This is a genomic window from Ramlibacter sp. (assembly GCF_013697775.1).
In the GTDB taxonomy this organism is placed as follows: Bacteria; Pseudomonadota; Gammaproteobacteria; order Burkholderiales; family Burkholderiaceae_C; genus Ramlibacter.
Genome location: NZ_JACCWG010000057.1, coordinates 1 through 23,335 on the forward strand (window position 1 = coordinate 1; position 23,335 = coordinate 23,335).

The 23,335-nt window shown below is 69.0% G+C and carries 20 protein-coding genes; 10 read left to right on the forward strand and 10 right to left on the reverse strand.

What is annotated here, in order from left to right:
* A partial coding sequence (locus H0U68_RS03245) for a cytochrome c (protein ID WP_296352728.1) occupies nucleotides 1-408 on the forward strand: 408 nt, incomplete at its 5' end.
* Nucleotides 409-662: 254 nt separating this feature from the next.
* On the opposite strand, the gene def is transcribed toward H0U68_RS03245, so the two are convergent.
* Nucleotides 663-1,202: a peptide deformylase gene (gene def, locus H0U68_RS03250; RefSeq protein WP_296352729.1), complete on the reverse strand. Its 540-nt coding sequence runs from the start codon at nucleotides 1,200-1,202 to the stop codon at nucleotides 663-665.
* 47 nt (nucleotides 1,203-1,249) lie between these two features.
* Here def and H0U68_RS03255 point away from each other — a divergent pair, with 47 nt between their 5' ends.
* Nucleotides 1,250-1,546, forward strand: coding sequence for a hypothetical protein (locus tag H0U68_RS03255; RefSeq protein ID WP_296352730.1), 297 nt, complete (start codon nucleotides 1,250-1,252; stop codon nucleotides 1,544-1,546).
* Here the strand turns inward: H0U68_RS03255 and ligA are convergent.
* From ligA to smc, 3 genes are read right to left on the reverse strand one after another with little or no spacing between them, the layout of a single operon-like run.
* On the reverse strand, nucleotides 1,543-3,732 hold the full coding sequence (ligA, locus tag H0U68_RS03260; RefSeq protein ID WP_296352731.1) for an NAD-dependent DNA ligase LigA: 2,190 nt from the start codon (nucleotides 3,730-3,732) through the stop codon (nucleotides 1,543-1,545). The two genes, H0U68_RS03255 and ligA, sit on opposite strands and share 4 nt — an antisense overlap.
* Complete coding sequence (locus H0U68_RS03265) at nucleotides 3,729-4,754, reverse strand: cell division protein ZipA C-terminal FtsZ-binding domain-containing protein (protein ID WP_296352732.1); 1,026 nt, start codon at nucleotides 4,752-4,754, stop codon at nucleotides 3,729-3,731. The genes ligA and H0U68_RS03265 overlap by 4 nt, the downstream gene beginning before the upstream one ends.
* Nucleotides 4,751-8,266: a chromosome segregation protein SMC gene (gene smc / locus H0U68_RS03270; protein WP_296352733.1), complete on the reverse strand. Its 3,516-nt coding sequence runs from the start codon at nucleotides 8,264-8,266 to the stop codon at nucleotides 4,751-4,753. The genes H0U68_RS03265 and smc overlap by 4 nt, the downstream gene beginning before the upstream one ends.
* Nucleotides 8,267-8,410: 144 nt before the next feature.
* Between smc and dapC the strand changes: the two genes are divergently transcribed.
* The 8 genes from dapC (at nucleotide 8,411) to H0U68_RS03310 (ending at nucleotide 17,943) form a co-directional block, all read left to right on the forward strand.
* Nucleotides 8,411-9,622: a succinyldiaminopimelate transaminase gene (gene dapC, locus H0U68_RS03275; RefSeq protein ID WP_296352734.1), complete on the forward strand. Its 1,212-nt coding sequence runs from the start codon at nucleotides 8,411-8,413 to the stop codon at nucleotides 9,620-9,622.
* 4 nt (nucleotides 9,623-9,626) lie between these two features.
* A complete protein-coding gene (gene dapD, locus H0U68_RS03280) occupies nucleotides 9,627-10,451 on the forward strand; it encodes a 2,3,4,5-tetrahydropyridine-2,6-dicarboxylate N-succinyltransferase (protein WP_296352735.1) in 825 nt (274 codons plus the stop codon).
* A 46-nt stretch (nucleotides 10,452-10,497) separates the two neighbouring features.
* Nucleotides 10,498-11,655 (forward strand): PilT/PilU family type 4a pilus ATPase, encoded by a 1,158-nt coding sequence (locus H0U68_RS03285; protein WP_296352736.1) that lies wholly within the window; start codon nucleotides 10,498-10,500, stop codon nucleotides 11,653-11,655.
* Complete coding sequence (gene dapE, locus H0U68_RS03290; protein ID WP_296352737.1) at nucleotides 11,652-12,806, forward strand: succinyl-diaminopimelate desuccinylase; 1,155 nt, start codon at nucleotides 11,652-11,654, stop codon at nucleotides 12,804-12,806. The genes H0U68_RS03285 and dapE overlap by 4 nt, the downstream gene beginning before the upstream one ends.
* Entirely contained in the window at nucleotides 12,803-13,672 is an 870-nt protein-coding gene (gene prmB / locus H0U68_RS03295; protein ID WP_296352738.1) for a 50S ribosomal protein L3 N(5)-glutamine methyltransferase, read from the forward strand. Before dapE ends, prmB begins: the two co-directional genes overlap by 4 nt.
* A gap of 15 nt (nucleotides 13,673-13,687) precedes the next feature.
* Nucleotides 13,688-14,929 (forward strand): cystathionine gamma-synthase family protein, encoded by a 1,242-nt coding sequence (locus H0U68_RS03300; protein ID WP_296352739.1) that lies wholly within the window; start codon nucleotides 13,688-13,690, stop codon nucleotides 14,927-14,929.
* Nucleotides 14,926-16,980 carry an ATP-binding cassette domain-containing protein gene (locus tag H0U68_RS03305; RefSeq protein WP_296352740.1) on the forward strand — a complete coding sequence of 685 codons (2,055 nt, stop codon included), beginning with the start codon at nucleotides 14,926-14,928 and terminating at the stop codon, nucleotides 16,978-16,980. Before H0U68_RS03300 ends, H0U68_RS03305 begins: the two co-directional genes overlap by 4 nt.
* A gap of 111 nt (nucleotides 16,981-17,091) precedes the next feature.
* Nucleotides 17,092-17,943, forward strand: a complete 852-nt coding sequence (locus H0U68_RS03310; protein WP_296352741.1) for a LysR family transcriptional regulator — start codon at nucleotides 17,092-17,094, stop codon at nucleotides 17,941-17,943.
* Nucleotides 17,944-17,952: 9 nt separating this feature from the next.
* Here the strand turns inward: H0U68_RS03310 and H0U68_RS03315 are convergent, their stop codons facing one another.
* The 6 genes from H0U68_RS03315 to H0U68_RS03340 form a co-directional block, all read right to left on the reverse strand.
* Nucleotides 17,953-19,191: an MFS transporter gene (locus H0U68_RS03315; protein ID WP_296352742.1), complete on the reverse strand. Its 1,239-nt coding sequence runs from the start codon at nucleotides 19,189-19,191 to the stop codon at nucleotides 17,953-17,955.
* Nucleotides 19,191-19,661, reverse strand: a complete 471-nt coding sequence (locus tag H0U68_RS03320; RefSeq protein WP_296352743.1) for a cupin domain-containing protein — start codon at nucleotides 19,659-19,661, stop codon at nucleotides 19,191-19,193. Before H0U68_RS03320 ends, H0U68_RS03315 begins: the two co-directional genes overlap by 1 nt.
* Nucleotides 19,658-20,923, reverse strand: coding sequence for an MFS transporter (locus tag H0U68_RS03325; RefSeq protein WP_296352744.1), 1,266 nt, complete (start codon nucleotides 20,921-20,923; stop codon nucleotides 19,658-19,660). The genes H0U68_RS03320 and H0U68_RS03325 overlap by 4 nt, the downstream gene beginning before the upstream one ends.
* Before the next feature lie 14 nt (nucleotides 20,924-20,937).
* Complete coding sequence (locus H0U68_RS03330; RefSeq protein ID WP_296352745.1) at nucleotides 20,938-21,528, reverse strand: cupin domain-containing protein; 591 nt, start codon at nucleotides 21,526-21,528, stop codon at nucleotides 20,938-20,940.
* Nucleotides 21,529-21,758: 230 nt separating this feature from the next.
* Nucleotides 21,759-22,631 carry a YsnF/AvaK domain-containing protein gene (locus H0U68_RS03335; RefSeq protein ID WP_296352746.1) on the reverse strand — a complete coding sequence of 291 codons (873 nt, stop codon included), beginning with the start codon at nucleotides 22,629-22,631 and terminating at the stop codon, nucleotides 21,759-21,761.
* A 32-nt stretch (nucleotides 22,632-22,663) separates the two neighbouring features.
* Entirely contained in the window at nucleotides 22,664-23,089 is a 426-nt protein-coding gene (locus tag H0U68_RS03340) for a YsnF/AvaK domain-containing protein (protein WP_296352747.1), read from the reverse strand.
* Nucleotides 23,090-23,335 lie beyond the last annotated feature (246 nt).

Consider the following 23,335-nt stretch of genomic DNA (forward strand, 5'->3'; position numbering starts at 1 on the left):
CAGCGCTTCGCCGGCGCTCCACCCCAGTTCGTCAAGCCCGAGGACGCCGTGAAATACCGCCAGGGCGCGCTGTTTGTGCTGTCGCAGCACTTCGGCCGCATCGGCGCCATGGTCAACGGCCGCGCGCCCTATGACGGCAAGGCGGCGGTGGAGCACGCCGAGGTGGTCGCGCAGCTGTCGCGCCTCACGATGGACGGCTTCGCCGCCGGCCCCGACAAGATCTCCGAACGCGCCAAGCCGGAGATCTGGACCGAGGCGGCGCGCTTTCGCGAACACAACGACAAGTTCGTGAGCGAAACGGGCAAGCTGCTGGCGGCGGCCAAGACCAACAACATCACGGCCTTGAAGACCGCTTTCTCGGCCACCGCAGGCACCTGCAAAAGCTGCCACGACGCCTACCGGAACTAGTTCACTTGCAAATCGCTGCGCGATTTGCAAGTGGCTGATCAGTGCGCACGGGCCCGGCAAAGCCGGTTCCCGCCCGCAAGAGGGACCGCGCTGCACGTCGTTACGCGCGGTCCTGAAGACTGCACACCGTTATCGGCAAGGCCGGGCGAAAAGAAATGCAGCATGGCCTCTCCTGGGAAGAGGAACCGGCTCTGCCGGGCCTCTTCCCACTGATCGGCTAATCTTGAAATCGCACAGCGATTTCAAGGTTGATCTCAGTCGTCTTCAGCCGCGGCGATCTCCGGGAACAGCACGTCGGTGTACCCGAAGCGGCTGAAGTCGCGCACCCGCATCGGGTACAGCTTGCCCACCAGGTGGTCGCATTCGTGCTGCACCACGCGCGCATGGAAGCCGTCGGCAGTGCGCTCGATCGGATTGCCTTGCGGATCGAAGCCCGTGTAGCGGATGCTCTTGAAGCGCGGCACCACGCCGCGCAGGCCGGGCACCGACAGGCAGCCCTCCCAGTCCTCCTCCTCGGCATCGCCCAGCGGCACGATCACCGGATTCAGCAGCACCGTGCGCGGCACGGGCGGCGCATCTGGATAGCGCGGGTGCGCCGCGCCGGTGCCGAAGATCACCAGTTGCAGGTCCACGCCGATCTGCGGCGCGGCCAGGCCGGCGCCCTTGGCGGCATGCATGGTGTCGAACATGTCGCCGATGAGCGCGTGCAGCGCGGGCGTGCCGAATTCGGTGACGGGCTGGGCAACGCGCAGCAGGCGCGCATCGCCCATTTTCAGGATCTCGCGGACGGTCATGGCTTCATCCTACAGAAACGCGCGGGGCGGCTGGCCACACTGCGGGCATGCCCCGCCTGCAGCGCACCCAGCTGGTCGAACGCCTCAGGCACACGCCGCTGCGGCGTGTGCGCGGCAGCAGCGCGGTGCAGCGGCTGGGGTTCGACACCGAAGCGCGCATGGCGGTGGTGCAGTTCCGCGGCAACGAGCTGCTGTACGGCTATCCGCAGCTCAGCGACGACGAGATCCAGGGATTGCTGCGGGTGATGCAAGACCACGGCTCCATCGGCGAATACGTCAGCAAGGTCATCAAGGCGAACCACGACCACGAACACGTGCGCTCGGATGAACGGGCCGAAGCCTAGAGCTCGCCCTTGAGCAGCGCCTGCAGGCCCTCTTCGTCCAGCACCGCCACGCCCAGCGCCTGCGCCTTCTCCAGCTTGCTGCCGGCCTCGGCGCCGGCCACCACGTAGTCGGTCTTCTTGCTCACCGAGCCGGCCACCTTGGCGCCGGCGGCCTCCAGCATGTCCTTGGCTTCGTCGCGCGTCAGCGTGGGCAGGGTGCCGGTCAGCACCACGGTCTTGCCGGCCAGCGGTTTGGGCGCCCGCACCGGCGGCTCGCCCTCTTCCCAATGCACGCCGCAGGCGCGCAGCTGCTCGACCACCTCGCGGTTGTGCGGCTGCTGGAAGAAGGTGTGAACGCTCTCGGCGACGATGGGCCCGACGTCGGGCACTTCCAGCAGCTGCTCGGGCGACGCATCCATGACACCGTCCAGCCTGCCGAAATAGCGTGCCAAATCCTTGGCCGTGGTTTCGCCGACATGGCGGATGCCCAGGCCGTAGAGGAACCGCGGCAGCGTCGTCTTCTTGGACTGCTCCAGCCCGGCCAGCAGGTTCTGCGCCGACTTCTCGCCCATGCGCTCCAGCGCGACGAGCGCCACCAGCCCCAGGCGGTACAGGTCCGGCAGGGTCTTGACGATGCCGGCTTCCACCATCTGGTCGACCAGCTTCTCGCCCAGCCCCTCGACGTCGAGGGCGCGCCGTTGCACGAAATGCAGGATGGCCTGCTTGCGTTGCGCGCCGCAGAACAGCCCGCCGGTGCAGCGGTAGTCCACCTCGCCCTCCTCGCGCACGGCCTCCGACCCGCATACCGGGCACAGCCTGGGCATGGTGAACAGCTGCGCCTCATGCAGGCGCTTGTCCGGCACCACCGCCACCACTTCGGGAATCACGTCGCCCGCGCGCCGCACGATCACCGTGTCGCCCACCCGCACGTCCTTGCGGCGGGCCTCGTCCTCGTTGTGCAGGGTGGCGTTGGTCACCGTCACGCCGCCGACGAACACCGGTTTCAGCCGCGCCACCGGCGTCAGCTTGCCGGTGCGCCCGACGTAGATGTCGATCGATTCGACCGTGGTGACCTGCTCCTGCGCGGGAAACTTGTGCGCCACCGCCCAGCGCGGCTCGCGCGTGACGAAGCCCATGCGTTTTTGCAAAGCCAGGTTGTCCACCTTGTAGACCACGCCGTCGATGTCGAATGGCAGGCCGTCGCGCTCGCGCCCCACCGCCTGGTGGTAAGCGACCAGGTCCTCGGCGCCATGCGCAAGCGCCACGCGGTCCGACACCGGCAGGCCCCAGGCCTTCATGGCCTGCAGTACGTCGTGGTGCGTCTCGAACGCAGGTCCGCCTTCCTCCGGCGGCGTAATTTCGCCCCAGCCGTAGGCGAAGAAACTCAGCGGCCGCTGCCGCGTGATCGCCTGGTCGAGCTGCCGCACCGCACCGGCGGCGGCGTTGCGCGGATTGACGAAGGTTTTCTCGTTCTTCGCGCCCTTGGCGATCTTCTCGCGCTGCAGTTCGTTCATGCGCTCGAAATCGTCGCGCCGCATGTAGACCTCGCCACGCACTTCGAGAACGGGGGGCGGCGGAAGTGGTGATGAAGCCGTTCGGGCTGAGCCTGTCGAAGCCCCGCGCGCTTGCCCTTCGACAAGCTCAGGGCGAACGGGGGTGGGGGCACTCCCTTCGACAGGCTCAGGGCGAACGGTGCTCAAGCGCAACGGAATCTGCCCGATGGTCTGGATGTTCTGCGTGACGTCCTCGCCGATCTCGCCGTCGCCGCGCGTGGCGGCCTGCACCAGCGTGCCGTGCTCGTAGCGCAGGTTGATCGCCAGGCCGTCGAACTTGAGTTCGGCCACGTAGCCGATCGGCGGATCGGTCTCCGCCAAGCCCAGTTCGCGCCGCACGCGTGCATCGAAGTTGCGCGCGCCGCTCGCCTCGATGTCGGTTTCCGTGCGGATCGACAGCATCGGCACCTTGTGGCGCACCTTGCCGAAGCCGTCCAGCACCTTGCCGCCCACGCGCTGCGTCGGCGAATCGGGCGTGCGCAGCGCCGGGTGCTGCTCCTCCAGCGCCTGCAGCTCCTGGAACAGCTTGTCGTACTCGGCGTCGGGAAGCGAGGGCGCATCCAGCACGTAGTACCGGTGGGCGTGGTCGTGCAGCAGCTCGCGCAGCGCGTCCGCGCGCTCCCGCGCGCGCGCGGGGACCGGCGCCTCGCTCATGAGAACAGGCGCCGCGCCTGCGGCGAGCCGGCCGCGACGTCGCGCGCATCCAGCGTGTCGTACAGCCCTTCCAGGTCGGCGCCGATCACGTCCAGCGCCGAGGCGGCGATCAGCTGGCCGTTGTCGTCGGTGACCTGCCCGTCCATGGCCGCGGCCAGCGCGATGGCGGCCTCGCGCATGCGCACGAAGGGCTGCTCGCTGCGCGGCACCTGCGGCACGTCCAGGCTCAACGTCACCTCGCGTACGGCCGACTGCGTCGGGTCCTCGGCCAGGGCGGCCTGCGTGTCGAAGGCCAGGCCCAGCAGCGGCGGCGAGCCGGCGTGCGCCGAGGGCAGCACCATGCGCCCGGGAATCACGCCGACCACGAAGCCCAGCTTCGACGCGTTCTGGTGCACGTAGCCGGGGCTCCACGCCGCCTGCCGCGCGCGCAGCGTGAAGCTCAGCTGCGCATCGTGCGCGCTGGCGAACTGGTCCAGCTCGCGTGCGCGGGCCACTTCGTCCAGCATTTCCGGAAAAGTCGCTTCGCCGCTGATGGCGTCGGCAAAAGCCTGCGCCTTCACCACGTATTCGGAATACTCGATGTCGTTCAGCGCCCCATTGCGGTTGGCCAGCTGCGCGCCGGCCTGGAACGCGGTGTAGTGCTCGCCCGGGCGCGGCGCTTCCCATTGCGTGGTGCGCTCGTTCAGGCCCTCGACGGCGAATGGCTTGCTGCCCACGCGCCACGTCGGCGGCAAAGCGGCAATCGCGGCCTCGCCGGACACATGGCCGTCCACCGTGATCGGCGCGATCACGTCGATCAGCGCGTCCAGCCCCGGCTTGCGCTCGGGCAAGGGCAGCGTGGCCAGGTCTTCCTCCACGTCGCCGTCGAACGAGGGCTCCACCTGCTCGCGCGGTGCCGGGTCCACGGGGGGCGCCTCGGGCTGGCGCGGCGCGTTGCGGCGCGTGCTCCAGGCGTTGTAGCCGATGAGGCCGGCGAGCGTGAGCCCGCCCAGCATGGCAATGCCGGCGGAAAAATTGGTCATGCCTCTACGGCCAGGGACGTGGCCGATTCCATGTCCACCGCCACGATGCGCGAGACGCCCTGCTCCTGCATGGTGACGCCGATCAGCTGTTCGGCCATTTCCATCGCGATCTTGTTGTGGCTGATGAAAAGGAACTGGGTTTCGCGGCTCATGCTGCTCACCAGCTTGGCGTAGCGTTCGGTGTTGGCGTCGTCCAGCGGCGCATCCACCTCGTCCAGCAGGCAGAACGGCGCCGGGTTCAGCTGGAAGATGGCGAACACGAGCGCGATGGCGGTGAGCGCCTTCTCGCCGCCCGACAGCAGGTGGATGGTCTGGTTCTTCTTGCCGGGCGGCTGGGCCATCACCTGCACGCCGGAATCCAGGATTTCCTCGCCGGTCATCACCAGCCGGGCGTTGCCACCGGCGAACAGCTCGGGGAACATGCGGCCGAAGTGCTCGTTGACGGTCTGGAAGGTGCTGCCCAGCAGCTCGCGCGTTTCGGCGTCAATCTTGCGGATGGCGTCTTCCAGCGTGGTCATGGCCTCGTTCAGGTCGGCCGACTGCGCGTCCAGGAACTGCTTGCGCTCGCGCGCCGTGCTCAGCTCGTCCAGCGCCGCCAGGTTGACGGCGCCCAGCGCGGCGATCTCGCGGTGCAGCCGGTCGATCTCGCCCTGCATGCCGGCCAGCCGCACGTTGCCCTCGGCGACCGATTTGCCCACCGCTTCCAGGTCGGCCTGCGCGTCGGCCAGCAGTTGCGCGTACTGCTCCAGGCCCAGGCGCGCGGCCTGCTCCTTCAGCTGCATGTCGGTGATGCGCTGGCGCAGCGGGTCGAGTTCGCGCTCCAGCTGCAGCCGTCGCTCGTCGCTGGCGCGCAGCTTGGCGGTCAGGTCGTCGTATTCGCTGCGCTTGGCGCCCAGCGCCTGCTCGCGCTCGGACTTCAGCTGCAGCGCCGACTGCAGCCCGGCCTGCGCCGCCGCGTCGGTCAGGCGCGCCAGCTCGCTCTGCGCGCGCTGCTCCTCGTCCGCGAGCGAGGCCGCCTGCTGCGCCGCCGTCTCGATGGCACGCTGCAATTCGCCGCGCCGCGCGCCCAGCGACCGCTGCGCGAACTGCGCCTCCTGCGCCTGGCGCTCCAGGCCGCGGTGCTGCTCGCGCGATTCGGCCAATTTGCGCTCAGCTTCGATCACGCGCTCGTCCAGCTGCGCATGCCGCTCCTGGTTGTCGGCCAGCTGCATGTCCAGCTCCTCGAAGCGCGCTTCGGCGGCCACGCGGCGCTCCTGCAGCTCCTCCAGCAGCGCGTCCACTTCGGCCAGGTCGCCCGCGATCTGTTCGCTGCGCGCGCGGGTCTGTTCGGCCAGCTGCGTGAGGCGCAGCGTTTCCACCTGCGACTCGTGCATGCGGCCCTGGGCCTCGGCCGCTTCGCGCCGCGCTGCCACCAGCCGCTGCGATGCGTCGCTGTACGCGGCGTCGGCGCGCACCAGCGCGCCGCGCGCCTCCTCGGCAATCATCGACTGCGCGCGCAGCTGCTTTTCCAGGTTCTCGATTTCCTGCTGCCGCGCCAAGAGGCCGGCCTGCTCGGAGTCCTGCGCGTAGAAGCTGGCGCCATGCGCGGTCACAGCGTGGCCGCTCTTCACGTAGAGGGTTTCGCCGGGTTTGAGCTTGTCGCGGGCGGCGAGCGCTTCCTCGAAGCTGGCTGCCGTGTAGCAGCCGTGCAGCCAGTCGGCCAGCAGGGCCCGCTGGCCGGCGTCGTTCAGACGCAGCAGGTCGGCCAGGCGCGGCAGAGCGCCCGCGGCTTCGGGAACCCCTGCCTGCGGCGGGCTGTAGAAGGCCAGCTTGGCCGGCGGCGCGTCGCCGGCGAAGGAGCGCACCATCTCCAGCCGGGAGATCTCCAGAGCGCCCATGCGCTCGCGCAGCGCCGCTTCCAGCGCGTTTTCCCAGCCCTGCTCGATGTGGATGCGGCTCCACAGGCCCTGCAGGCTCTCCAGCCCGTGGCGCGCCAGCCAGGGCTGCAGCTTGCCGTCGGTGCGCACTTTTTCCTGCAGCGCCTTCAGCGCTTCCATGCGCGCCGACAGGTCGGCCTGCTTCGCGCTTTCGCTGTTCACTTCCTGCTGGCGGGCCCTTCGGTCCTCGTCCAGCTGCGGCACCTGCTCCTGCAGCTCGTGCAGCCGGGCGTCGGCCATCTCGGCGGCTTCCTGGGCAGCGGCCAGCTGCGCGCGCAGGTTGGCCAGGCGCGCCTCGTCGGGTGCGGCCAGCGCGTTGCGGTCGGTTTCCAGGCGGTCGCGCCGCTGGTTGAGCTGGCGGCTCTGTTCCTCGATGTTGCGCTGGTCGGCGGCCAGCACCTGGATCTGCTGCTGCACCTCGACCACGCCGGCGCGCTGCTGCGCGGCCTTGGCCTGCGACTGGCGCAGCGCCTCTTCCAGCTCGGGCATCTGCATGCCCTGTTCTTCCACCTGGGCGGCCAGCAGCACGGCGCGCTCCTCGGCCTCCACCGCCTGTGCCGCCAGGGTCTCGATCTCGGTTTCGGCGTCTTCCTTGCGGCCGCCCCACTGCGCGGCCTGCTCCTTGAGCTGCACCAGCCGCTGCTCCACGCGCTGGCGGCCTTCCACCACGAAGCGGATTTCGGCCTCCAGCCGGCCGACCTCGGCGCTCGCCTCGTACAGCTGGCCCTGCGCCTGGTTCACCTGGTCGCCGGCGGCGTAGTGCGCCTGGCGAATGGTCTCCAGCTCGCTTTCCACGTGGCGCAGGTCGGCCACGCGCGACTCCAGGTCGTTGACCGCCTTGTCGGCCTCGGCCTTGATGCGGCCCTGGTCGACTTCGGCTTCCGCGCGCTTCATGAACCAGAGCTGGTGCTGCTTGAGCTGCACGCCGGCCTGCAGCGTGTTGTAGCGCTGCGCCACCTCGGCCTGCTTTTCCAGCTTGTCCAGGTTGCTGTTCAGTTCGCGCAGGATGTCTTCCACCCGCGTCAGGTTCTCGCGCGTGTCCGACAGGCGGTTTTCGGTCTCGCGGCGGCGTTCCTTGTACTTGGAGACGCCGGCCGCTTCCTCCAGGAACAGGCGCAGTTCCTCGGGCTTGGATTCGATGATGCGGCTGATCGTGCCCTGGCCAATGATGGCGTAGGCGCGCGGACCCAGGCCGGTGCCCAGGAACACGTCCTGCACGTCGCGCCGGCGCACCGGCTGGTTGTTGATGTAGTAGCTGCTGGTGCCGTCGCGCGTGAGCACGCGCTTGACGGCGATTTCGCCGAACTGCGCCCACTGGCCGCCGGCACGGTGGTCGGCGTTGTCGAACACCAGCTCCACCGAGGAGCGCGAGGCGGGCTTGCGGGTGTTGGTGCCGTTGAAGATCACGTCCTGCATCGACTCGCCGCGCAGTTCGCTGGCGCGCGACTCGCCCAGCACCCAGCGCACGGCGTCCATGATGTTGGATTTGCCGCAGCCATTGGGCCCCACGACGCCCACCAATTGGCCGGGCAGCATGAAAGTGGTGGGGTCGGCGAAGGACTTGAACCCCGATAACTTGATGGATGTGAGACGCACGGTTGCTGCCCGAAACCGGACTCCTGACGCAAGCGCGGATGATACCGTGGCTCCTCAGCCACACCGCCCGGAGCACCCCTGCCTTGAAACGAACGGTTAAGGCGGTGGCAGGAGCTGGCATGCCGCCGCATTGATAATCCTGGCATGAATCCCCTCCTGGACCGGCTGCAGCCCTACCCGTTCGAGCGGCTGCGGCAACTGTTCGCGGGCGTGACGCCCAATCCGGCCTATCGGCCGATCAGCCTGGGCATCGGCGAGCCCAAGCATCCGACGCCCGATCTCGTCAAGAAGGCGCTGACCGATTCGCTGGCCACGCTGGCCTCCTATCCGGCCACCGGCGGCGAGCCGCGGCTGCGGGAAGCCTTCACCGGCTGGATGCAGCGCCGCTACGGCCTGGCGCTGGACCCCGCCACCCAGGTGCTGCCGGTCAACGGATCGCGCGAAGCGCTGTTCGCCTTCACCCAGACGGCGGTCGACCGCACCCGGCCGGCGGTGGTGGTCTGCCCCAATCCGTTCTACCAAATTTACGAAGGCGCGGCCCTGCTGGCCGGCGCCGAGAGCTACTACGCACCGGTGGACCCGGCGCGCAATTTCGCTGTCGATTGGCAAAGCGTGCCCGAGGACGTGTGGCAGCGCACCCAGCTGGTGTTCGTCTGCTCGCCGGGCAACCCCACCGGCGCGGTGATGCCGCTTGCGGAATGGGAACAGCTGTTCGCGCTGTCGGACCGCTACGGCTTCGTGATCGCTTCGGACGAGTGCTACAGCGAGATCTATTTCCGCGACGAGCCGCCGCTGGGCGGGCTGGAGGCGGCGGCCAAGCTGGGGCGCGGCGATTTCCGGCGTCTGGTGAGCTTCACCAGTTTGTCCAAGCGCAGCAACGTGCCGGGCATGCGCTCGGGCTTCGTCATGGGCGACGCTGGCATTCTGAAGAAATTCCTGCTGTACCGCACCTACCACGGCAGCGCCATGAGCCCGGTGGTGCAGGCGGCCAGCATCGCGGCCTGGAACGACGAGCAGCACGTGGTGGAGAATCGCGCGCTGTACCGCCGCAAGTTCGCCGAGGTGACGCCCGTGCTGGCCGAGGCGCTGGACGTGCGGCTGCCCGACGCCAGCTTCTATTTGTGGGCAGGTGTGCGGCCTGCGCGCGACGGTGCGGCGGCGCCGAGCGACACCGAATTCGCCCGCGACCTCTACGCTCAATACAATGTGACCGTACTGCCCGGAAGCTACCTGGCCCGCGACACCGCAGCAGGCAACCCCGGCGCCGGCCGGGTGCGGATGGCCCTGGTGGCCGATACCGCCGAATGCCTGGAAGCGGCACACCGCATCGTGACTTTCATCCAATCCCGGAACTGACTCCATGACACAACAACTGCAGCAGACCATCGACACCGCGTGGGAGGACCGCGCCAACCTATCGCCCAAGGCCGCGCCCAAGGAGGTGGTGGACGCCGTCGAACACGTGATCTCCGAGCTCAATGGCGGCCGCCTGCGCGTGGCCACGCGCGAAGGCGTGGGCCAGTGGACGGTGCACCAGTGGATCAAGAAGGCGGTGCTGCTGTCGTTCCGCCTCAAGGACAACGAGCTGATGCGCGCCGGCGAACTCGGCTTCTACGACAAGGTGCCGACCAAGTTCTCGCACCTGTCGGCGCAGGAAATGGCCGAAAGCGGCGTGCGCGTGGTGCCGCCGGCGGTGGCGCGCCGCGGCAGCTTCATCGCCAAGGGCGCGGTGCTGATGCCATCCTACGTGAACATCGGCGCCTACGTGGACGAAGGCACCATGGTCGACACCTGGGCCACCGTGGGCTCCTGCGCGCAGGTCGGCAAGCACGTGCACCTGTCGGGCGGCGTGGGCCTGGGCGGCGTGCTGGAGCCGCTGCAGGCGAACCCGACCATCATCGAGGACAACTGCTTCATCGGCGCCCGCTCGGAAGTCGTGGAAGGCGTGATCGTGGAGGAGAACTCGGTGATCTCCATGGGCGTGTACCTCGGCCAGAGCACGCCGATCTACGACCGCGCCACCGGCGAGACCACGTTCGGCCGCGTGCCGGCCGGCTCGGTGGTGATCGCGGGCAGCCTGCCCAAGGACGGCGGCAAGTACAGCCTGTATGCCGCCATCATCGTCAAGCGGGTCGACGCGCAAACGCGCGCCAAGACCAGCCTGAACGACCTGCTGCGTCCCTGAACGCACCAGCGGCGCGGAACAAACACATTCTTGACGGAGCGGTTGTATGTCGACAATGGAGCGGATCCTGCGCCTGATGGCGGACAAGAAGGCATCTGACGTGTATCTGTCGGCGCACGCGCCGGCCATGATCAAGATCAACGGCCAGTGCCTGCCGATCAACAACCAGCTGCTGCCGCCCGACGCCACGCGGGCGCTGCTGGCCGAGGTGCTGCCCTTCAAGCGCATGGAGGACCTGGACGACACCGGCGAGCTGAACATGGCCCATGCCGTCGAAGGCGTCGGCAACTTCCGCTTCTCGGCGATGCGCCAGCGCGGCACCATCGCCGGCGTGGTGCGCTACATCCCCACCGAGATCCCGGCGCTGGGCTCGCTGCAGGTGCCCATGATCCTGGGCGACCTGATCATGGAAAAGCGCGGCCTGCTGCTGATGGTGGGCGCCACCGGCGCCGGCAAGAGCACCACGCTGGCCTCCATGATCGACCACCGCAACGAGCGTACGGCGGGCCATATCCTCACCATCGAGGACCCGGTCGAATTCATCTTCCGCAACAAAAAGAGCGTGGTGAACCAGCGCGAGGTGGGCAGCGACACGCAGTCGCTGCAGATCGCGCTGAAGAACGCGCTGCGCCAGGCGCCCGACGTGATTCTGATCGGCGAAATCCGCGACCGCGACACCATGTCCGCCGCCATCGCGTACGCGCAGTCGGGCCACCTGTGCCTGGCCACCATGCACGCCAACAACAGCTACCAGGCGCTCAACCGCATCCTGTCGTTCTACCCCGTGGAGGTGCGCCCCACCATGCTGGGCGACCTGGGCGCGGCCATGAAGGCCATCGTGTCGCAGCGCCTGCTGCGCACCGTGCACGGCGGCCGCGCGCCGGCGGTGGAAGTCATGCTCAACACCAAGCTGGTGGCCGAACTGATCGAAAAAGGCAACTTCTCCGGCGTGAAGGAGGCCATGGAAAACTCCATGGCCGAGGGCTGCCAGACCTTCGAGCAGGACATCGCGCGCCTGATCACCGAAGGCGCGGTGGACAAGAAGGAAGGCATGGCCCATTCCGACTCGCCCACCAACCTGCAATGGCGGCTGCAGAACGACTTCGCCGGCAAGGACCGCGAACGGCCGGAGGAAGGCGCTTCCGAGGAAGACCTGGCCGACGAGCCGTCCTTCACCGAAATCACCCTGGACGTGAAACAGTGAACCGCGCCCTGCACCTGGCCGAACAGCTGATCTCGCGCCGCTCCGTCACGCCCGAGGACGGGCAGTGCCAGAAAATCCTGGCCGAGCGCCTCGCGCCGCTGGGCTTCGACTGCGAAAGCATCGTGAGCGGCCCCGAAACCTTCCGCGTGACCAACCTGTGGGCGCGCCGCGCCGGCAGCGCGGGCAAGACGGTGGTGTTCGTCGGCCACACCGACGTGGTGCCCACCGGCCCGCTGGAGCAGTGGAGCAGCGACCCGTTCACGCCCTCGCACCACGACGGCCTGCTGTACGGCCGCGGCGCGGCCGACATGAAGACCTCGATCGCCGCCTTCGTGGTGGCGGCGGAAGAATTCGCGGCGGCCAATCCCGACCCCGCCCTGTCGGTGGCGCTCCTGCTGACCAGCGACGAGGAAGGCCCGGGCGTGGACGGCACCACCATCGTGGTCGACCGCCTGCGCGAGCGCGGCGACGTGGTGGACTGGTGCATCGTCGGCGAGCCGACCTGCGTGGACCGGCTGGGCGACATGATCAAGAACGGCCGCCGCGGCAGCCTGTCGGCCAAGCTCACCATCAAGGGCGTGCAGGGCCACATCGCCTACCCGCAGCTGGCGCGCAACCCGATCCACCAGGCGCTGCCGGCGCTGGCCGAACTGGCCGCCACCGAGTGGGACCGCGGCAACGACTTCTTCACGCCCACCAGCTTCCAGATCAGCAACGTCCATGGCGGCACCGGCGCGCTCAACGTGATCCCGGGCGCGCTGGTGGTGGACTTCAACTTCCGCTTCGCCACGGTGAGCACGGCCGAATCGCTGCGCGAGCGCGTGCACGCCATCCTGGACCGCCACGGCCTGGAGTACACGCTGGACTGGATCGGCCCGAGCACGCCCTTTCTCACCACGCCGGGCGATCTGGTCGATGCGGTGCAGGACGCGATCCGCGCCGAAACCGGCATCACCCCCGAGCTCTCCACCACCGGCGGCACCAGCGACGGCCGCTTCCTTTCGCGCATCTGCCCGCAGGTGATCGAGTTCGGGCCGGTCAACGCCACCATCCACAAGATCGACGAGCACGTGCGGGTGGCCGACATCGAGCCGCTGAAGAACATCTACCGGCGCATCCTGGAGAACCTCGAGAAGCGGCTGCGCGGATGACCGTGCTGGAACTGGTCGAGGCCTGCGCCGCGCGGCTGGAAGCGGCGGGCGTCGCCTACGGCCATGGCACCGTCAACGCCTTCGACGAAGCGGCCTGGCTGGTGCTGTGGCGCCTGGGCCTGCCGCTGGACGACCTGGACGGCGCCGCGGCGAACGTCATCGCGCCGGACGACGAAGCCCGCGTGGATGCGCTGGTCGCCGAACGCATCGCCACCCGCAAGCCCGCCGCCTACCTCACGCGCGAAGCCTGGCTGCAGGGCGTGCCGTTCTACGTGGACGAGCGCGCCATCGTGCCGCGCAGCTTCATCGCCGAACTGCTGGCCGACGGCGGCATCGACCCCTGGCTCAGCGAGGACACGGTGCGCGTGCTCGACCTGTGCACCGGCAACGGCAGCCTGGCCGCGCTGGCGGCCATGGCGTTCCCCGACGTGACGGTGGACGCCGGCGACATCTCGGCGGATGCGCTGGAAGTCGCCCGCATCAACGTGGACAGGCACGGCCTCGCCGAGCGCATCCGCCTGCTCGTGTCCGACGGCCTGCAGGCGGTGCAAGGCCCGTACGACCTCATCCTGTGCAACCCGCCCTACGTCAACACGGCCAGCATGGCCGCGCTGCCGCCCGAATACCGCGCCGAGCCGGAACTGGCGCTGGCCGGCGGCGGCGACGGCATGGACTTCGTGCGCGCGCTGCTGCGCGCCGCGCCGGCCCGCATGAGCGACGACGCCGTGCTGGTGCTGGAAATCGGCAACGAACGCGCGCATTTCGAAGCGGCATTTCCGCGGCTGGAAGCCGTGTGGCTGGAGACCAGCGCGGGCGCCGACGAGGTGCTGCTGCTCACCCGCGACGCCCTGCTGCGCGCGGGATGAGAAAATAGCGGGTTCATGACCCGCGACATCACCACACGCATCCTCCACGCCGACCGGCTGGCCGGCGCCGAACACGGCGCCACCCACAAGCCGCTGCACATCGCCACCGGCTACGGCTACGCCACCGCCGAAGACCTCACCGCCGTGTTCCAGGGCGAGCGCAGCGGCTACGTCTACGGCCGCCAGGGCAATCCGACCACCGGCGCGCTCGAAACCAAGATCAGCCAGATGGAGGAGGCGGTGGGCACCGTCGCCTTCGCCTCCGGCATGGCGGCCATCGCCGCGGTGTTCACCGCCCTGCTGCGCGCCGGCGACCACCTGGTGACCAGCCGCTTCCTGTTCGGCAACACCGCCAGCCTGATGGACACCTTGCAGCGGCTCGGCTGCGAAGTCACGCTGGTGGACGCCACCGACGCCGGCCAGGTGGCGGCGGCGCTGCGGCCCGAAACGCGCATGGTGTTCGTGGAGACCATCGCCAATCCGCGCACGCAGATCGCCGACCTGCAAGGCATCGGCAAACTCTGTGCCGAACGCGGCCTGGTCTACGTGGTGGACAGCACGCTCACCACGCCGTACCTGTTCCTGCCGAAGAACACCGGCGCTTCGCTGGTGATCCACTCGCTGAGCAAATCGATCTGCGGCCACGGCAATGCGCTGGGCGGCTCGGTCACCGACACCGGCCTGTTCGACTGGAGCGGCTACGCCAACCTGCTGCCCTCGTACCGCAAGGGCAATCCGCAGGCCTGGGGCCTGCTGCAGGTCCGCAAGAAAGGCCTGCGCGACTTCGGCGGCACCCTGAGCGCCGAGCACGGCCACCGCATCGCCATCGGCGCCGAAACCCTGGCGCTGCGCATGGAGCGCGCCTGCGCCAACGCGCTGGCGCTGGCGCAGTGGCTGCAGCAGCAGCCCTCGGTGGCCCGGGTGGACTATCCGGGCCTGGCCGAACATCCGCAGCACCAGCGCGCGGCCTCGCTGTTCCGCGGCTTCGGCGCGCTGCTGAGTTTCGAGACGGTGGCCGGCATCGATCCGTTCGACGTGCTGAACGGCCTGGAGCTGGCCGTCAAATCCACCCACCTGGGCGACAACCGCACCCTGGCGCTGCCGGTGGCGCGCACGATTTATTGGGAAATGGGCGAGCAGATGCGCCAGAGCATGCACATCGCGGATTCGCTGATCCGCGTGTCGGTGGGCATCGAAGCCATCGACGACCTGCTGGCCGATTTCGGCAAAGCCTTCGCGCGGTTGCAAGCCAAGTGATCACGCTTCGCAACGTCAACCTTCGCCGCGGCGCGAAGGTGCTGCTGGATGGTGTCTCGGTCACCATCAACCCCGGCGAAAAGGTCGGCCTGGTCGGCCGCAACGGCGCCGGCAAATCCACCCTGTTCGCCCTGCTCTCGGGCAAGCTGCACGAGGACGCGGGCGAATTCTCGGTGCCCGCGCAATGGCGGCAGGCCGAGGTGGCGCAAAACATGCCGGAAACCAGCGAGCCCGCCACCGCCTTCGTGCTGGACGGCGACGCGCGCCTGGTGCAGTTGCGTGCCGTGCTGGCGCAAGCCGAAGACTCCGGCGACGGCTTCGCCATCGCGCATGCGCACGCCGACCTGGCCGATGCCGGCGAGCACGACGCGGCGTCGCGCGCGCAGTCGCTGATCCTGGGCCTGGGCTTCACCGTGGCGCAGTTGCACATGCCGGTGTCCGATTTCTCGGGCGGCTGGCGCATGCGCCTGCAGCTGGCGCGCGCGCTGATGGCGCCGTCGGACCTGCTGCTGCTGGACGAACCCACCAACCACCTGGACCTGGACGCGCTGGTCTGGCTGGAAGGCTGGTTGAAGCGCTATGCCGGCACGCTGATCGTCATCAGCCACGACCGCGAGTTCCTGGATGCGGTGACCAACGTCACCTTGCACATCGACCGCCAGGGCCTCACGCGCTACGGCGGCAACTACAGCGCCTTCGAGATGCTGCGCGTGCAGCAGCTGGAGCACCAGCAGTCGGCCTTCTCGCGCCAGCAGGACAAGATGGCGCACCTGCAGAAATTCATCGACCGCTTCAAGGCAAAAGCGAGCAAGGCCAAGCAGGCGCAAAGCCGCGTGAAGGCGCTGGAGCGCATGGAGAGGATCGCCCCGGTGCTGGCCGACGCGGAATTCACCTTCGAGTTCAAGGAACCGGCAAATTTGCCGAACCCGATGCTGGCGATTTCGGACGGGGTGTTCGGGTATCAGCCGGCCGTTCGGCCTGAGCCTGTCGAAGGCAGCGTTTCGACAAGCTCAACGCGAACGGAATCTGCAGCCTCCGCGCCAACAGAACCGACCGTTATCCTGCGCAACGTCAGCCGCTCCGTCCTTGCCGGCCAGCGCATCGGCATCCTGGGCGCCAACGGCCAGGGCAAGTCGACGCTGGTGAAGACCATCGCGCGCACCATGCCCGCGCTGGGCGGCCAGCTGACCGAGGGCAAGGGACTCGCCATCGGCTACTTCGCGCAGCAGGAGCTGGACGTGCTGCGCGTGCAGGACACGCCGCTGGAACACATGATCCGCCTGGCGCGCGAACTCGGCGCCCCCGGCCAGTCAAGCCGCGAGCAGGACCTGCGCAGCTTCCTGGGCCAGTTCCTGTTCACCGGCGACATGGTGGCGCAGGCCGTCGGCACCATGAGCGGCGGCGAGAAGGCGCGGCTGGTGCTGGCCATGATCGTGTGGCAGCGCCCCAACCTGCTGCTGCTGGACGAGCCGACCAACCACCTGGACCTGGCCACGCGCGAGGCGCTGTCGATGGCGCTCAACGAATTCGAAGGCACGGTGATGCTGGTGAGCCACGACCGCGCGCTGCTGCGCGCCGTGTGCGACGAATTCTGGATGGTCGGTCGCGGCGGGGTGCAGCCGTTCGACGGCGACCTGGACGACTACCAGCGCTACCTGCTGGACGAGGCCAAGCGCATGCGCGAGGAACTCTCGGCATCGACGTCGCGCGCCGGACGGACCGCGCAGGCGGCTGCTCCCGCGGTGAGCGAGGCGCAGCAGCAGCCGCGCGGATCGCCGCAGGAGCAGCGCAAGCAGCAGGCCCTGCTGCGCCAGCAGCTGGCCGCGCGCCTGAAGCCGATGAAAAGCGAGCTGGAACGGGCTGAAAAGCGCATGGCGCTCCTGGAAGAGGAAAAGCGCGCGGTAGAGACGCGCCTGGCGGCACCGCTGCCGCCGCAGGAAGTCGCCGACGCCGGCCGGCGCCTCAAGGCCGTGGGCGACGAGCTCGCCAAGCTGGAAGAGCGCTGGCTGGAGCTCAGCGCGCAATTGGAGTCGGCGCAAGCGACCGGCTGAGCTGCCGCCTGTGCGAGCCACCGCGCTGCGCGGGCAGCTATTGCCCCTGCGCTAGACTGGGCCGCGCTCGCCGCAGCCCCCCGGGCGCGGCGTTTCAGGGAGGGCGGCGACATGAAGGTTCTGGAGATCGATGCGGTCCACGCGTTCGTCGTGGTGGCCGACCTTCGCAGTTTCACGCGGGCGGCCGACATCCTGAACACCACGCAGTCCGCCGTCAGCCTGAAACTCAAGCGGCTGGAAGACCAGCTCGGGCACCGCCTCATCGAGCGCACGCCGCGCATGGTCCGCCTGTCGCCCAAGGGCGAGGTGTTCATCGCCAGCGCCAGGCAGCTTCTGGCCGCGCACAACGATGCGCTCACCGTGTTCGCGAGCGAGCGCACCGCGCTGAAGATGGGATTCAGCCACCACATCGTCGGCAGCGAACTGCCGATCCTGCTCAAGCATGTGCACGACGCGCACCCGCGCCTGCTGGTGGAGATGCGCATCGCCAGCTCGCGCGACATCGAGGTGGCGTTCGACAACGGCGATCTCGACGCCGCGGTGGTGCTGCGCCACGACGACAGCCGCCGCGACGGCGACACCCTGCTGACCGAGCGCTTTGGCTGGATGGCAGCGCCCGACTGGTCCTGGCACGCCGGCGAGCCGCTGCGGCTGGCCACGCAGGCCCACCCCTGCCGCGTGCGCGCCATGGCCATTGGCGCGCTGGAGGCGGCGGGCATCCCTTGGGTCGAGGTGTTCGTGGGCGGCGGCATCATGACGCTGGGCGCCGCGGCGCAGGCCGGGCTGGCGGTGGCCGCACTGGCGCGCCGCGTGACGCCGCCCGGCACGGAGGACGTCGGCCCGCGGCTGGGCCTGCCACCCTTGCCGATGCGCGACGTGGTGATGTATTCCTCCACGTCGGACCACCTGGTGCGCGCTGCGCTCAAGACGCTGGTCAGCGCGGTGAAGAACACACCGGGCTGACGCGCCGCGTCAGCCTGCCACAGGCGCTCCGGCCCGCCCTGACCGCATGCCCAGGTGCAGCGCCGCCAGCGCCACCAGCGCGGCCAGCGAGAGCCACGCGGGCGTGTAGCCGGCGTGGTCCACCACGAACCCGAACAACGGCGGCGCGATCGAGATCGACACCATGTTCAGCGTCATGGAAAAACCGATGGTCGATGCGACCGCCGTCTTCGGCGCCATCTCGGCCACTTCCAGCAGGTACAGCGGATACCAGCCGACGCCGAAGATGCCCACCACACCGAAGATGGCAACCAGCATCCACAGCGGCGTATCGCCGGGCATTGCAAGCAGTGCCAGCAGCGCCGCGGCGCAGGCGAACATGACGGCCGTGAGCGAACGCATGCGGCGACCCGGCCAGAGATGGTCGCTGATCCAGGCCAGCCCGATGCGCCCGGCGATGCCCAGCCACTGCGACACTGCATACAGCAGGCCCGCCGCCACCAGCGGCATGCCGAAGCGGCTGGCCAGGAAGGTCAGCACGTGCGTCGCGAACGTGTACTGGAAGGTCACCATGGCCAGGCCGGCCAGCATTACCGGCCACAGCGCCTTGTCCGAGCGGATCGCGCGGATCAGCCGCAGCGGGCTGGGCGGCGGCGCCGCGCGCGGCTCGCCGCTGCCGGCGCCGCGGTAAACCAGCACGAACAGCAGGCCGCCGGCAATGCCGATCGCGCCCTGCACCAGCAGCGCGCGCTGCCAGCCATAGGCCGACGCCAGCAGGGGAAGCAGCATCGCGGCCAGTGCCGTGCCCAGCGGCAGCCCGGCCTGGCGGATGCCGGTGGCCATGCCGCGCTGCGCCGGCGCGAACCAGCGCAGGATCGCCCGGGTGCCGCCCGGCTGCACCGATGCATAGCCGATGCCCAGCACGAACAGGAAGCCGAGCAACGCGGCGTAGCGCGAAGCGGTCGCTGCGCACAAGGCCGCCGCACCCATGACGATCGCCGTGCAGCCGACCACGCCGCGCTCGCCATGCTTGTCGATCAGCCAGCCCATCAGCAGCATGGATGCCACCTGGCCGGCATTCACCGCCGACACGGCCAGCGCGGCCGAAGCCTGGCTCAGGTGGAAGGCGGCCTGGAAGAACGGCACCAGCGTGTAGATGCCCTGCGCCACGATGGATGCCGTGGTCTGGGACATGACCGCCGCGCCCAGGACCGCCCAGCGGTACGAGTCGCCGCGCGGGAGTGGCGATGCGCCGGTGGCCAGCGCCATCAGGGCTCGTCCGCGCGGTGGTTGGCCAGCCCGGACTGCTGCGGCAGGTTGCTCATGCTCAGCAGGACCAGGTCCTCCTGGCCGCCGTTCTCGAAATGGTGGCGCGTCCAGGCCGGCACCAGCAGCAGATCCTTCGCGTGCAGCTGCCGGGCCTCGGCATCGCCCAGCGCACCGAGCAGCGCCTGCGCGCTGCCGCTGCACACCACGAACAGGTGCCACCAGGAATGCGCATGGGGCCGCGTGCGGCTCTCGCCGGGCACCACCTGGATGGTGACGGCCATGCCGGGCATCAGTTCGCACTCCGACGCTTGGCCCGTCTTCGACAGCGTGAGCGAACCGCGTTCGCCCGGCGTGGCGGCGGACAGCGCCTCCAGGATGGCGCTCCAGTTCCAGTGCACCGCGTTGCCCGCACCGCCCGCGAAAGCATCGCGGTACCGCGTGTAGCTCACGGCCTGCCCGGTGGAGATCATGGCTGCATCCTCTCCTGGCCGGCCCGCCCGCGCCGTCCCAGCAGCCAGCCGATGAGGCCCGGCAACTGGATCAGGACCGCGGCGCCGAATGCCGCCTGGTAGGCGACCGGCGGGTAGTGGTTGGCGATGTCGGCGCCCCAGGCCCCGACCACCAGGCCGAAGCCGCCCTGCACGACGAAGGCGCCCATGAAGATCAGCACGTTCAGGCTGGTCGCCGCGCGCCCGGTCATTGACGCCGGCACGCTTTGCGACACGATGGTGTAGTCCAGCCCGGCGATGGTGCCGACCAGCGTGAAGGCGATGGTGAGCGCCGGGATCAGCGCAACGATGTTGAGGCAGGCCAGCAGCTGCACGCAGACGAACAGCGCGACGCCGATGCCGGCCACATCGAGCGGCTTCATGCCGTGCCGGCGCTGCGCCCATTCGGCAACGTGGCCGACGGTGAGCGAGCCGACGATGATCGCGCCCATGCCCCAGAACAGGTAGTTGGCCACCGCGCGCGCATCGAGCCCGGCGACGTCCTGCATCCATTGCCCCATCCACAGCCCCTGCAGGCCGAAGGCCACCGCGTGCGAGGGCAGCAGCAGCGCCGCGGTGCGCAGGAACTGCCGGTCGCGGTACACCTCCAGCAGCGAAGCCGCCGTGATGCGGCGCGGAACACCCTGCGCCGGCGGCTCGGGCGGCGTGGCGAAATGGATCAGCAGCGCCGGCGCCAATGTGAGCACCGCCAGCCCGGCAAACAGGCCGCGCCAGGAGAACAGCTCCAGCGCGATCTGCGCGGGCAGCGTGGCGGACATCGCGCCCAGCCCGCCCACGGCCAGCAGGTAGCCGTTGACCGAAGGCCGCTTTTGCGGCGGCACCCAGGACGACAAGGCCTTGATCGCCCCCATGAAGCACGCAGCCAGCCCCAGCCCCGTGAGAGCGCGCGCGACGAACAGGGCACCGAAGCTGCTGCTGAACGCGAACATCAGCGACCCCGCCGCCGCCACGCCCAGCAGCACCGGCTGCACCCGCCGTGGGCCGAACCGGTCCAGCGCGATGCCCACCGGCAGCTGCGCCAGGCCGAACGCGACGAAGTACGCGCTGGACAGCAGCCCGAGCTGCGCCGCGTTCAGCTGCAGCGACTCCACCAGGAACGGCGACAGCACCGCGTTGATGGAGCGGAACAGGAAGGACACGTAGTGCCCAAGAGCGAACGGCACGAACACCGTGAGGTACAGCGCGGCCGAGCTGATCCGGCGGGTCGAGAGATGCGGCTCCACGGTCCCCCGTCCTTTCAATCCGGCGAGGGATCGCCGCCGACGGCAAACGCGTGCTCGGCCGCGCCGTGCGGCCGAGCCTCGGAGATCCTGTCGCGCGTCCGGCCATGCAGGCCGGGCCGCTCGCCCCAAGGCTGTTGCTGCGGCCGGTAGATCCGCTCCGGTGCGCTCTCGCCACCTTGCCGCAGCAGAGTACCGAGCGCAGCGACCTGCGGCAGGTTCTGCAGCGCGTAAAGCACCAGCGGCGCGGTCTTGCTCGTGTTGCGAAAGCTGTGCAGCGACCACGCCGGGACATACAGCACGTCGCCCGGCGCCAGCGCGCAGTGCAGCGTGTCGTCCAGGTAGCCGTCTCCCTTGCCGTCCTGCACCATGTAGAGATGCCAGAACGAATGGCGATGCGGCGACGTCGCATAGCCGGGCGGCACGACCTGCAGCGCCAGCGAGACGCCCGGTGCCGCCTCGCCACTGTCGGGCTGCGACACCAGGGCCACGGTGCCCCGCTCGCCATGGTCACCGCCGTCCGTGCGCCCCCGCACCACGCCCCACGGCCAATGGATGCCGCCCTGAGGAGATTTGGCGGCGGCCTTGAGGTAGGCCTCGAATGGCATGACGCCTCCGACCGTGGCGGCCGGTGCGCGTGTGCTGATGGCTTGACCATTCATCTTTCGTTTCTCCCTGGATTGATCAACTCGTCGCAACTCTATCGAGCGGCGAAGAACTGTTCCAGAGAGGAACGCATATTTCTGTGATGCACCGCCGCAATGGCAAGCGGACGCAAGAACGCTGCCGCGCGACGCAATCGCGCGGCAGCGTTCAGTGCTGCCTTGTGGCGGGCCGATCAGCGCGTCGGCTTGTCGCGGTCGATGTTCAGGTTCGGGTTGGACGCAACCGCGCGCTCGCGCTCGAGGTCGGTTTCGCGCAGCGTGCCCTGGCCCGGAATGCGCTCCACCTCGACGTCCTTGCGGCGCACCGTGTCCTCGATGACCTGCTCGCGCTCCTGCACCTGCTTGCCAACACGCACTTCCTCGACCACGCGCGCGGACTTGGCGACGACAGCTTCTTCCGCCATCTCGCGCACTTCCAGCGTGCCTTCCTTGAAGTTGGTCAGGTCTTCCTGCGTGGCCGGGCGGTCCACGGCGCGGCGCTCGACGTCCACGCGTTCCTCGCGCAGCTTGAGCAGCTCGCGCACCGGCTTTTCCGACACGCGCTGGATCACGCGCACGCCGCCCTTGTCGAGGCTGCGCTTGCCGACCTGCAGCTCTTCCTGCACCACGTCCATCACGCCTTCCTTGGCGGTGGAGAGGTCATCGTCACCGCTCTTCCAGCCGCTGGCGCGCCATTCCTGCGCCCGCTCGTCGACATTGATCGCGCCCAGGCTGTGCAGCAGCGACGCGGCACGCTCGGCCTGCGCGTCGTCCCGCGCATCGACCACCAGCACCGAACTGCCGCGCCGCACCGCTTCCGAGTAGGTGCCCGAATGACGCGGTTCGTCCTGGCCGAACAGGCTGGCGAAGAAATGTCCGAAGTTGGACGCACTGCCCCGGTCCGGCCTCTCGGTGCCGTCGCTGTTCAAGGTCGGAGTGGTGGTACCGGTGTCGGCGGTGTTCTGCTCGATGTGCAGATCGTCGCGGTCGAAACCCTCGGTCACGAGGCTGTCGAGCGCGCGCTGCGCGGCGGTCCGGTCGTCGAACACGCTGATGACTGTATGCATGGAAATTCCTGGTAGTTTGAAAAGAAAGGAAATCAGCTGTCCTGTTCAGGACGCCACTGCTGCGTTGCCGGATCGAACCGCTCGATGTCCACGCTCTCCTGGCGCACGGTGGCGCTCTCCTCCCATGCGCGCACCGCCTGCCGCCGATGGATGCGGACCTCTTCGACGAGCACCAGCTCCTTGCGCACGACGAGGCGTTCCTCCACCACCGGAATGATGGTGAACTCCCCTTCCTGGCGCACGGCCGGCGGCTCGGAGACGGTCCGTCCCACGGGCACGCGTTCGACGCTGACGGTTTCGACGGCAAGCTCTTCGCGAAGCTGCACGGGCATTTCCCGCACATGCTTTTGCACGCGCAGAGTGCGCCCGGTGTCCACGAGGCGCTTGCCGACCTCGAGCCGCTCCTCGACAACGGAAATCAGGGTTTCGTCGCGGGCGGTCGGCTTGTCGTTGTTCATGCAATTCTTTCTGGCAACTCGAAGCCTATTGTTCCGAAGGCGCGCGCGCACCTTGTCCGCCACGCGCGGTGCGTGCGCGTCGGTGAGGGACTACTCCGGAGGGGAAAGCGCGGCGGGGCGCAGCTAGTGTGGTGCGCGCCTCTGTTCTGTACTTATCGTGAGATCGCAGCCAATGCAGCCTTGGCTCTGGTGACCTTGGCCAGGATGTCCGAAGCACTGGCTGTCCAGATGAATGGTTTGGGGTTG

Bases quoted from the DNA above. Each gene is read 5' to 3' on its own strand.
- H0U68_RS03320 (WP_296352743.1), bottom strand. From the start codon at position 19,661: ATGATCTCCACCGGGCAGGCCGTGAGCTACACGCGGTACCGCGATGCT.
- H0U68_RS03265 (WP_296352732.1), bottom strand. From the start codon at position 4,754: ATGACCAATTTTTCCGCCGGCATTGCCATGCTGGGCGGGCTCACGCTC.
- H0U68_RS03310 (WP_296352741.1), top strand. From the start codon at position 17,092: ATGAAGGTTCTGGAGATCGATGCGGTCCACGCGTTCGTCGTGGTGGCC.
- H0U68_RS03335 (WP_296352746.1), bottom strand. From the start codon at position 22,631: ATGCATACAGTCATCAGCGTGTTCGACGACCGGACCGCCGCGCAGCGC.
- H0U68_RS03285 (WP_296352736.1), top strand. From the start codon at position 10,498: ATGTCGACAATGGAGCGGATCCTGCGCCTGATGGCGGACAAGAAGGCA.
- ligA (WP_296352731.1), bottom strand. From the start codon at position 3,732: ATGAGCGAGGCGCCGGTCCCCGCGCGCGCGCGGGAGCGCGCGGACGCG.
- H0U68_RS03315 (WP_296352742.1), bottom strand. From the start codon at position 19,191: ATGGCGCTGGCCACCGGCGCATCGCCACTCCCGCGCGGCGACTCGTAC.
- dapD (WP_296352735.1), top strand. From the start codon at position 9,627: ATGACACAACAACTGCAGCAGACCATCGACACCGCGTGGGAGGACCGC.
- H0U68_RS03330 (WP_296352745.1), bottom strand. From the start codon at position 21,528: ATGCCATTCGAGGCCTACCTCAAGGCCGCCGCCAAATCTCCTCAGGGC.
- H0U68_RS03255 (WP_296352730.1), top strand. From the start codon at position 1,250: ATGCCCCGCCTGCAGCGCACCCAGCTGGTCGAACGCCTCAGGCACACG.
- H0U68_RS03300 (WP_296352739.1), top strand. From the start codon at position 13,688: ATGACCCGCGACATCACCACACGCATCCTCCACGCCGACCGGCTGGCC.
- prmB (WP_296352738.1), top strand. From the start codon at position 12,803: ATGACCGTGCTGGAACTGGTCGAGGCCTGCGCCGCGCGGCTGGAAGCG.
- H0U68_RS03340 (WP_296352747.1), bottom strand. From the start codon at position 23,089: ATGAACAACGACAAGCCGACCGCCCGCGACGAAACCCTGATTTCCGTT.
- def (WP_296352729.1), bottom strand. From the start codon at position 1,202: ATGACCGTCCGCGAGATCCTGAAAATGGGCGATGCGCGCCTGCTGCGC.
- dapC (WP_296352734.1), top strand. From the start codon at position 8,411: ATGAATCCCCTCCTGGACCGGCTGCAGCCCTACCCGTTCGAGCGGCTG.